Origin of the sequence: Frateuria sp., assembly GCF_013362045.1 — a bacterium.
Lineage (GTDB): Bacteria > Pseudomonadota > Gammaproteobacteria > Xanthomonadales > Rhodanobacteraceae > Frateuria_A.
Map to the genome: position 1 here is coordinate 1 of NZ_JABFWW010000287.1, position 9,873 is coordinate 9,873.

The following is a 9,873-nucleotide window of genomic DNA, read 5'->3' on the forward strand; positions in this document are numbered from 1 at the left end:
CGGTGCGCGCGACGGCGCCCAGGCGGCCCAGCTGCTCGAGGCCATGGCCACGCCCTCGCGACTGCCCGCCGAGTCGCAGGCCTGGCTGGCGATGAGCGAGCTGGGCGACAAGCTGGGGCGGGCCAGCTACGCCATGCAGCTGGCCGATGCGGCCGTCGCGCGCTTCCACGACACCGAGACCTACGCCTGGGCCGCGCAGCTGAAGTTCAAGGCGGGCGACCGCAAGGGCGCCGCTGCGCTGCTCAGGCAGGCGCTCGCCCGCTCGCCGGGCGACGTGCGCCTGCGCCTGACCTACGCCAGCCTGCTCAGCCAGGGCGGCGACTATGCAACGGCCGCCAGGCTGCTCGACAACGGGCCGCAGAGCGCCGAGACCTACGCGCTGCGCGCGGCGCTGGCTGCGCAGGCGCACGACCGCAAGGCCATCGCGCGCCTGTACCGCCAGCTCAAGGGGGCGCCCGACGACGTGCGCCAGGGCAACACCTTCCTGCTCGGCCAACTGGCCGAGATGCAGGACCACAAGGACGAAGCGCTGGCCTGGTACGACCAGGTCGGCGACGAGGACCCGCATGCCTTCGATGCGGACCTGCGCAGCGCGGTGATCCTGCACACCCAGGGCAAGCTGGCCGATGCGCACGCCCTGCTCGAACAGATGGAAACCGCCTACCTCGACCAGCCCGAACAGCTGCGCCGCGCCTGGCAGGCCGACGCCGAGCTGTACATGCGCGAGCAGCACTACGCGCAGGCGGCCAAGGCCTACGACCACGCCCTGCAGGTGCTGCCGGACGACCCGGGCCTGCTCTACGGCCGTGGCCTGGCCTACGCCGAGGCGGGCAGGATCGACCAGGCGGTGACCGATTTCCGCCACCTGCTGAAGATCAAGCCCGACGACGTGGACGCTAGCAACGCACTGGGCTACACCCTCGCCGACGCCGGCCGCGACCTGCCCGAGGCGAAGAAGCTGATCGAGCTGGCGCGCGCGGCCAAGCCGCACGATCCGGCCATCGCCGATTCGTGGGGTTGGCTGCAATACCGCCTGGGCCACCTGGACGAGGCGGCCCGTTCCTTGCGCCAGGCCTGGAGCGCCGCGCGGGACGCCGACGTCGGCGTGCACCTGGGCGAGGTGCTGTGGAAGCTGGGCAGGCGCCAGGACGCCCAGCAGGTGTTCGAGCAGGTGCGCAAGCTGGACCCGAACAACGCCAACCTCCACAAGACCGTGCAGCGGCTCGAGCCATGAGGCGCCTTCTCCTGATGGGCGCGGCGGCAGGGCTGGCGCTTGCCGCCTGCGCGCCGGTGCCGGTGCGCAAGCCCGCCGACCAGGCCGCGCTGGCGGCGCAGGCGGCGCGCGAGAAGCAGTTGGCCGCCATCGAAGGCTGGACGCTGGAGGGCCATCTGGCCGTCTCGGACGGGCGCGAGGGCGGCAGCGGCAGCCTGACCTGGACCCAGGACGGCGATCGCTACGACTTCGTACTGCGCGCGCCGATCACCGGCAAGAGCTTCCGGCTCAGTGGCGATGCGGGCGGCGCCATGCTCGAAGGCGTCGATGGCGGGCCGCTGCGCGGCGCGGACGCCGAGGCGCTGATGCGCAAGGCGCTGGGCTGGGAAGTGCCGCTGCGCGAATTGCGGGCGTGGGTGCTGGGCCTGCGCGCACCCGGCGCACCGGCCGAGCTCAGTTTCGGCGAGCATGACCTGCCTGCGTTGCTGCAGCAGGACGGCTGGGCGGTCGACTACCGCGCCTGGGACCTCGCCCATCAGCCGCCGCTGCCGCAAAAGATCTTTGCCAGCCAGCCGCCGTACAAGGTCAAGCTGTCGATCGACAGTTTCCGTCTTGGCCCGGCTTGCGCCGGCTGCGGACGCTGACACCGTGGCGGTGTCCTTCGTGCGCGCCGTGGCGGCGCAGGTTCCCGCGCTGTGCGCCATCGAGCGCGCGGCGGTGGAACTGTTCCGCGGCCATCCCGCATGGCCTGCCTACGCGGCCATGGCGATACCGCCGGACCTGCTGGAAGCTGCCATCGCGCGTGGCCTGGTATGGGTTGCGCAGATGGAGGACGGCACCCCGGCCGGCTTCGTCTGGCTGGACGACGAGATCGGTGGCGGCGCCATCGGCATCGCCGAGATCGACGTGCTCCCCGCCCATGGCCGACGCGGCATCGGTGCGGCCCTGCTCGAACATGCCTGCGGCTGGGCGCGCGCGGCCGGCTACGCCCGGGTCGACCTCGGCACGCTGGCGGACGTGCCCTGGAACGCGCCGTTCTACGCGAAGCACGGCTTCGCCGTGGTCGACAAGACCGACCCGGCCTTCGCCCATGCCCGCGCCCGCGATCGCGAAAATGGTTTTCCCGATGCGCTGCGCGTCTTCATGTCCCGCACGCTGGCGCCGCCGGCGCGAACGGAATGGACCGCCTGGCCGGCACCGGCCAAGCTCAACCTGTTCCTGCGCATCGTCGGCCGCCGTGCCGACGGCTACCACGAGCTGCAGACGGTGTTCCGCCTGCTCGACTGGGGCGACGAGCTGCGCCTGCGCGTGCGCGCCGATGGCGCCGTCGTGCGCATGAATGAGGTTCCCGGCGTGCCGGCGGAGGCCGACCTGGCGGTGCGCGCCGCGCGGCTGTTGCAGGCGGAAGCTGGCGTGGCGCTGGGTGCCGAGATCGCGGTGGACAAGCGCATCCCGATGGGCGGTGGCCTGGGCGGCGGCAGCTCCGACGCCGCCACGGTGCTGGTCGCGCTCAACCACCTGTGGGATTGCGGCATGGACGAGGACGCGCTGGCCGGCCTGGCGCAACGGCTCGGCGCCGACGTGCCGGTGTTCGTGCGGGGCCGCTCGGCCTGGGCCGAGGGCGTGGGCGAGCGGCTCGCGCCGATCGCGTTGCCGCGGCGCTGGTACGTGGTGCTCGACCCGGGCGAGCACGTGCCCACCGCGGCCTTGTTTCAAGCGCCTGAATTGACACGAAATGCACCCCGGGCGACAATTTCGTCCTTTGTTTCCGGCGAAACGGCGGAAAACGCATTCGAGCCGGTCGTGCGCGCGCGACACCCTGGGGTGGCCGCGGCGCTGGACTGGCTCTCGCGGTTCGGCCGCGCGCGGCTTTCCGGCAGCGGGGGGTGCGTGTTCCTGGAGACCGCCTCGCTCGCGCAGGCGCGCAAGCTGGTGCGGCAGTGCCCTGCACCGTTCACGGCCCAGCTGGCCGCGGGCGTGGACGTATCGCCGCTGCACCGGACCCTGGCGTGCCATCGCCAGAGAGCAGGATAGACGGCGGACCATGGATGATCCGCCGCCATCGATCGCGCAAGCGGCCGGTGGCACAGGCAGGTCCGGACGTGTGCCGGGCTTGCCGACCCGAAACGCCCGCCAGGACGGCGGACGTCCGGGATCGACACTGGGGCGTCGCCAAGCTGGTTAAGGCACGGGATTTTGATTCCCGCATGCGCAGGTTCGAATCCTGCCGCCCCAGCCATTCACATGGCTCAGAGGAAAACATTCGTGGACACGTCCACCCCGATGCTCTTCACCGGCAATGCCCATCGCGCCCTTGCCGAGGACGTCGCGCACCGGCTCGGCGTGCCGCTGGGCAAGGCGCTGGTCGGCAAGTTCAGCGACGGCGAGGTGCAGGTCGAGATCGAGGAGAACGTCCGCCGCCAGGAAGTGTTCGTGCTGCAGCCGACCGGCGCGCCGAGCGCGGAAAACCTGGTCGAGCTCCTGACCCTGGCCGATGCGCTCCAGCGCGCGTCCGCCGCCAGCGTCACCGCGGTGATGCCGTACTTCGGCTACGCGCGGCAGGACCGGCGCCCGCGTTCGGCGCGCGTGCCGATCACCGCCAAGATGGTCGCCAAGCTGATCGGCACCGTCGGCGTGGACCGCGTGCTCACGGTCGACCTGCATGCCGACCAGATCCAGGGGTTCTTCGACATCCCGGTGGACAACGTCTATGCCTCGCCGCTGCTGCTGGCGGACATCTGGCGCAACCACTCGATGGACGACCTGATCGTGGTGAGCCCCGACGTCGGCGGCGTGGTGCGCGCCCGCGCGATCGCCAAGCGGTTGGACGACGCGGACCTGGCGATCATCGACAAGCGCCGCCCCAGGGCCAACGTCGCCACCGTGATGAACATCATCGGCGAGGTCGACGGCAAGACCTGCGTGCTGGTCGACGACATCGTGGACACCGCCGGTACGCTGTGCGCCGCCGCCGCCGCGCTGAAGGAGCGCGGCGCGCGCAAGGTGGTCGCCTATTGCGTGCATCCGGTGCTCTCCGGCGCGGCGATCGGCAACATCGAGAACTCCCAGCTCGATCAGCTGGTGGTCACCAACACGCTTCCCTTGCGCCCCGAGGCGCAGAGCTGCAGCAAGATCCGCCAGCTCTCGGTCGCCGAGTTGCTGGCCGAAACCATCCGCCGCATCGCCTTCGGCGAGTCGGTGAGTTCGTTGTACGTGGATTGAACGCTTGAAAGTCCGCCCAGGATGGCGGTCCAGATGTTCGGCTTTTCGCGGCATGGATGCCGCGTGGAAGTAACGGGCTTCCCTGGTCGCGGGGGAGCCATCCAAGCCGCCGCGAGGCGGTCCATCACACCAAGGCAGTAAACGAAATGGCCCAGACTCATGAAATCAAGGCCCAGAGCCGCAACGACGAGGGGAAAGGTGCGAGCCGCCGCCTGCGCCGTGCCGCGATGGTGCCTGCCGTCGTCTACGGTGGCACCCAGCCGCCGCAGAGCATCCAGATCGAGCACAACACTGTCCTGCTCGCCGCCAAGCACGAGTGGTTCTTCTCCTCCATCCTCGACCTGAACGTCGACGGCAAGGTGCAGAAGGTGCTGGTGCGCGACTGGCAGAAGCACCCGTTCAAGCAGCAGATGCTGCACATGGACTTCTTGCGCATCAATGAAAACGAGGCGGTGCGCGTGAACGTGCCGCTGCACTTCCTCAACCAGGAGAAGTCCCCGGCCGGCAAGACCTCCGGCGTGGTGATCTCGCACAACCTGACCGAGGTGGAAGTGTCCTGCCTGCCCAAGGACCTGCCCGAGTTCATCGAGCTGGACCTGGGCGAGCTCAAGCCCGGCGACATCGTCCACCTGTCGCAGGTCAAGCTGCCCAAGGGCGTGAGCCTGCCGGCGCTGCACCTGGGCGCGGACCACGACATCGCCGTGGTCACCGCCAACACGGTGAAGGAAGAGGCCGAGCCGGCCGCGGAAGCCGCACCGGCGCCCGAGGCCGAAGCCAAGCCTGCCGAGAAGAAGTAAGCCTCGTGCCCGTCCTGCCGCCGTGCGCGGCAGGACGGGTCCTCGGCTTATCGCATGGCTGGTTTGCGACTCATCGTCGGCCTGGGCAACCCTGGCGCCGAATACCTCAGAACCCGGCACAACGCCGGGTTCTGGTTTGTTGACGCGCTGGCGTCGGGGCAGGGCGAACGCTTCGCCTTCGACGGCAAGCTGCACGGCGAGGCCTGCCGCGTGCGCATCGGCGGCGACAGCGTCTGGCTGCTCAAGCCCGCCACTTTCATGAACAAGAGCGGCATCGCGGTCGCCTCCGCGCTGCGCTACTACAAGATCGAGCCGGACCAGTGCCTGGTCGCGCATGACGAACTGGATCTTCCTGCCGGCACCGTGCGCATGAAGTTCGACGGCGGGCATGGCGGGCAGAACGGCCTGCGCGACACCGTGGCGCACCTGGGCCATGGCAAGTTCCACCGGCTGCGCATCGGCATCGGCCACCCCGGCCACAAGGACAGGGTCACCCCCTGGGTGCTGGGCAAGCCGTCGGCATCGGACGAGGATGCGATCCTCCACGGCATCGCCCGCGCGCTGGACGTGCTGCCGCTGGCGGTGGCGGGCCAGTTCGACAAGGCGATGCAGCAACTTCATACAGCGGGAACGGGAAACGGGGAACGGGGAACGTGAGGCGTACGGCAAGCGCCGCGTCTTCCGCCCCACCCTGATCTGCACGTTCCCTGTTCCCCGTTCCCTGTTCCCCGGAGTCACCATGGGCATCAAATGCGGCATCGTCGGCCTGCCCAACGTCGGCAAGTCCACCCTGTTCAACGCGCTGACCAAGGCCGGCATCGCCGCCGCCAACTTCCCGTTCTGCACGATCGAGCCGAACGTGGGCGTGGTGCCGGTGCCCGATGAGCGCCTCAACGCGCTGGCTGCCATCGTCAATCCGCAGAAGGTGGTGCCGACGGCGGTCGAGTTCGTCGACATCGCCGGCCTGGTCGCCGGCGCCTCCAAGGGCGAGGGCCTGGGCAACAAGTTCCTGGCGCACATCCGCGAGGTCGATGCGATCGCGCACGTGGTGCGCTGCTTCGAGCATGGCGACATCGTGCACGTGGCCGGCAAGGTCGACCCGATCGCCGACATCGAGACGATCGACACCGAGCTGGCGCTGGCCGACCTGGACTCGGTCGAGAAGGCGCTCAACCGCGCCGAGCGCGCGGCCAAGGCCAACGACAAGGAAGCATTGGCGAAAAAGCCGGTGCTGGCGAAGCTCGCCGCCACGCTGAACGAAGGCAAGTCAGCACGCAGCGCGGGCCTGGACGAAGAGGAGAAGGCGCTGGTGCGCGACCTGTTCCTGCTCACCCTGAAGCCCTTGATGTACATCGCCAACGTGCGCGAGGACGGCTTCGAGAACAACCCGCACCTGGACGCGGTGCGCACCCGCGCCGCCGCCGAGGGCGCCGAAGTGGTACCGGTGTGCGCCGCCATCGAGGAAGAGATGGCGCAGTTGGACGACGCCGACCGCGACGAGTTCCTCAAGGATCTCGGCCTCGACGAGCCGGGCCTCAACCGCGTGATCCGCGCCGGCTACAAGTTGCTCAACCTGCAGACCTACTTCACCGCGGGCGTCAAGGAAGTACGCGCCTGGACGGTCAAGAAGGGCGCCACCGCACCGCAGGCCGCCGGCGTGATCCACACCGATTTCGAGCGCGGCTTCATTCGCGCCGAGACCGTCGCCTACGACGATTTTCTCCAGTACAAGGGCGAGGCCGGCGCCGCCGCCGCCGGCCGCCTGCGCAAGGAAGGCAAGGACTACATCGTCAAGGACGGCGACGTGCTGCACTTCCTGTTCAACGTCTGACCCGGCGCTCGCCTCTCTCATCGGGAGCGAGCGCCAAGCAGCGATGTTGCAGATTAGGACCTGGCCCACCACCCTGAGGTCGTCATGCCCACGACCGCCGTGCACCTTCGCCTGGGACGCCCCGAGGACGCCCGCGCCATCAGCCTGCTGGCACGCCGCGTAGCGCGTCGCTGGATCCTGCCCGAGCAGTCGCACGAGGCCGGCCAGGCGCTGCTGTTGCGGCTCGGCACGCGGGCCCTGCGCGAGCGCATGCGCGAGGGCCAGCGCTTCCACCTGGCCTGGCTGGGCGAGGTGCTGGTGGGCATCGCGGCCATGCGTGGGGACAGCCACCTGGTTCACTTCTTCGTCGGCACCCGCTACCAGGGCCGAGGCATCGCGCGCCGGCTGTGGGAGCGGGCGATGGCCGATGCGGTGCGCCGCGCCGGGACCGGCCGCTTCACCCTCAACGCCACCCGCTGCGCGGTGCCGGTGTACCGGCGCTTCGGTTTCGTGCCGACCGGACCGGAAGGCTTCTCGCCGAGCGGCGTGCTGACTACGCCGATGGCGCTGGAAACCGTTCCGGCGCGCCGCGCGAAGGCATAATCGGTCGCCCGCCCCGACGACAAGGTTCGCCATGCCCGGCCAGCAGAACGAAGTCACCTTCCGCTTCCTCGCCCAGCCCACCGACGTCAACTTCGGCGGCAAGGTGCACGGCGGCATGGCGATGAAATGGATCGACCAGGCCGGCTATGCCTGCGCGGTGGGCTGGAGCGGCGCCTATTGCGTGACCGTGTCGGTCAGCGGCATCCAGTTCATCGCGCCGATCCTGATCGGCGACCTGGTCAGCGTGCGCGCGCGGCTGATCCACACCGGCACCAGCAGCATGCACCTGGCGGTGGACGTGCTGGCGCGCGACCTGCGCAAGGGCGAGCAGCGGCTGGCCACCAGTTGCGTGATGGTGTTCGTGGCGCTGGACAGCCCCGACGGCAAGCCCACGCCCGTGCCGCGCTGGGAGCCGCGCACCACGGAGGACCAGCGCCTGCAGGAATACGCCCGCCGCCTGATGGAGATGTCCAAGACGATGGAGCAGCAGGTGGTGGCGCTGCGGCCCGAGGCCGCACCCATCGACGGTTAGCCGGCCGACGCGCGCCACAGGCGCCGCTCCAGCCACTGCGGACAGGTCAGCGGATCGAGCAGGCGCGCGGCGGGCACGCTGGCGAGCAGGCGCACCAGCATCCACGCGGCCAGCAGCAGCGCCAGCGCGCTCACCGCGGGCGGTTCGCGCTGCGCGAGCCAGCCGAAGGCGCCGGCGGCGACGGCCAGCTTCACGATGAAGCCATGGGCCAGATAAGCCTGCAGGCTGCGCGTGCCGGCCGCCGTTACGGCGAATCTGCGCCGCGGCACCAGCGCGAGGCAGGCCGCGCTGCCCGCGAGGCCTGCCGCCAGGCGAAGCATCCGCCACAGCATGCCCGACGCGTCGCCCACGCCCAGCGCGGCGTAGCCGCTGCTGCCGTAGAGCCAGCGCGGGTCGGGCACCGCGCCGGCAATCCAGCCCAACGCGACCAGGGCGGACAGCGCGGCCACGCAGGCCAGCGGACCGCGCAATCGTTCGCGCCACGCAGGTGCGTAGCGGTGTCCGATCACGAAGAAAGGAAAGAACGCGGCGATGCGCGACAGCGACATGCCATAGCCCACGTCGTCCGCCCAGCCGGCGGCCAGCGCAAGCAGGCAGGCCAGCAACAGCGGATGGCGCAGCCGCATGAACACAGGCAACAGGAGGCGCCACGCCGCCAGGCTGGGCAGATACCAGAGCAGCCAGTACGGCGTGGTGATCCCCACCGGACCGGCATCCGGCCAGCCCGGCAGGTGCGCCGCGAGCGCATACAGGCCCTGGAACAGCAGGTAGGGCAACAGCAGCTGGAAGGTGATCTTCCTGAGCAGCTTCGGATTCACCTCGGTGCCCGCCACGGCGCCGGACAGGTACGCAAAGGCCGGCATGTGGAACAGGTACAGGAAGCGATACAGCGCATCGATCGACGCCACGCCGCGCAGCGGTTCGAGGCAGTGGCCGAACGCCACCAGCGTGATCAGAGCGAGGCGCGCGTTGTCCTTCCAGGGGTCCCGGGTGGGCGAAGCAGGCAGCGGGTGCGTGGGAGGCGCATCACAAACGTAGGTGGAACGATAGGCCATCGGCCGCAAGCTAGCATCGGCGAAGTGGACGGAATGTCCCCTGCCGGGCGTTCTTGGCCATGCGGTTCATCGAGGGTTGCGCGAGGTTCACGCGGGTACGGCCACGCGTCCGATCCATGCGGCGAAGGCTTGCATGAACCGGGACAGCGACGCCTGCAGCGCCGGATCGGCGAGCTGGCCCTGCGCGTCGAAGCGCTGCGCGGCATGCGCGACGAACAGCGTGGGCGAGGGCATCACCAGCGCACCGCAGGTGTGCAGCACCTGGCGCAGCGAAGCCTGTGCCAGCCGCGTTCCCCATGGCCCGCCGCTGGCGCCGAGCACGGCCACCGGCCGCTCGGTCAGCACTTCGCCCTGGGGACTTTCCCGCGAGAGCCAGTCCAGCGCGTTCTTCAGCACGCCGGGCAGGGCGTGGTTGTATTCCGGCGTGGCGATCAGCAGGCCGTCGGCGGCCGCGACCGCGGTACGCAGCGCACGGACGCCGGGCGGTCCGTCGGGCTGGGCCAGTTCCAGGTCCTCGTCGAACAGCGGCACCGCGGCCAGCGCATCGAAGACCTCGATGGTCATGCCGGCGGGTGCCTGCGCGGCGGCGGCATGCAGCAGGTGGCGGTTCCAGGAGGCGCGGCGCAAGCTGCCGGCCAGGC

11 protein-coding genes and 1 tRNA gene are annotated in these 9,873 nt (G+C 70.1%); 10 read left to right on the forward strand and 2 right to left on the reverse strand.

Annotated features, from left to right (window positions below):
• The 10 genes from HOQ08_RS13730 to HOQ08_RS13775 form a co-directional block, all read left to right on the forward strand.
• On the forward strand, positions 1-1,234 hold a 1,234-nt coding region (locus tag HOQ08_RS13730), incomplete at its 5' end, for a tetratricopeptide repeat protein (RefSeq protein WP_291195971.1).
• Positions 1,231-1,857: a lipoprotein insertase outer membrane protein LolB gene (gene lolB, locus HOQ08_RS13735; protein WP_291195974.1), complete on the forward strand. Its 627-nt coding sequence runs from the start codon at positions 1,231-1,233 to the stop codon at positions 1,855-1,857. The genes HOQ08_RS13730 and lolB, both read left to right, overlap by 4 nt.
• Before the next feature lie 4 nt (positions 1,858-1,861).
• Positions 1,862-3,247, forward strand: coding sequence for a 4-(cytidine 5'-diphospho)-2-C-methyl-D-erythritol kinase (gene ispE, locus HOQ08_RS13740; RefSeq protein WP_291195977.1), 1,386 nt, complete (start codon positions 1,862-1,864; stop codon positions 3,245-3,247).
• A 128-nt stretch (positions 3,248-3,375) separates the two neighbouring features.
• Positions 3,376-3,452 (forward strand) — tRNA-Gln (locus HOQ08_RS13745).
• A 44-nt stretch (positions 3,453-3,496) separates the two neighbouring features.
• Positions 3,497-4,435: a ribose-phosphate diphosphokinase gene (locus HOQ08_RS13750; protein WP_291196003.1), complete on the forward strand. Its 939-nt coding sequence runs from the start codon at positions 3,497-3,499 to the stop codon at positions 4,433-4,435.
• Positions 4,436-4,581: 146 nt separating this feature from the next.
• Complete coding sequence (locus HOQ08_RS13755; RefSeq protein ID WP_291195980.1) at positions 4,582-5,232, forward strand: 50S ribosomal protein L25/general stress protein Ctc; 651 nt, start codon at positions 4,582-4,584, stop codon at positions 5,230-5,232.
• Positions 5,233-5,286: 54 nt separating this feature from the next.
• Positions 5,287-5,889 carry an aminoacyl-tRNA hydrolase gene (pth, locus tag HOQ08_RS13760; RefSeq protein WP_291195983.1) on the forward strand — a complete coding sequence of 201 codons (603 nt, stop codon included), beginning with the start codon at positions 5,287-5,289 and terminating at the stop codon, positions 5,887-5,889.
• Positions 5,890-5,971: 82 nt separating this feature from the next.
• Entirely contained in the window at positions 5,972-7,063 is a 1,092-nt protein-coding gene (ychF, locus tag HOQ08_RS13765; RefSeq protein WP_291195986.1) for a redox-regulated ATPase YchF, read from the forward strand.
• An 84-nt stretch (positions 7,064-7,147) separates the two neighbouring features.
• On the forward strand, positions 7,148-7,645 hold the full coding sequence (locus HOQ08_RS13770) for a GNAT family N-acetyltransferase (protein ID WP_291195989.1): 498 nt from the start codon (positions 7,148-7,150) through the stop codon (positions 7,643-7,645).
• 31 nt (positions 7,646-7,676) lie between these two features.
• Complete coding sequence (locus tag HOQ08_RS13775) at positions 7,677-8,177, forward strand: acyl-CoA thioesterase (protein ID WP_291195993.1); 501 nt, start codon at positions 7,677-7,679, stop codon at positions 8,175-8,177.
• Here HOQ08_RS13775 and HOQ08_RS13780 read toward each other — a convergent pair.
• Complete coding sequence (locus HOQ08_RS13780; RefSeq protein ID WP_291195997.1) at positions 8,174-9,232, reverse strand: hypothetical protein; 1,059 nt, start codon at positions 9,230-9,232, stop codon at positions 8,174-8,176. The genes HOQ08_RS13775 and HOQ08_RS13780 overlap by 4 nt on opposite strands.
• 87 nt (positions 9,233-9,319) lie before the next feature.
• Positions 9,320-9,871, reverse strand: coding sequence for an NADPH-dependent FMN reductase (locus HOQ08_RS13785; RefSeq protein WP_291196000.1), 552 nt, complete (start codon positions 9,869-9,871; stop codon positions 9,320-9,322).
• Between the last annotated feature and the right edge of the window lie 2 nt (positions 9,872-9,873).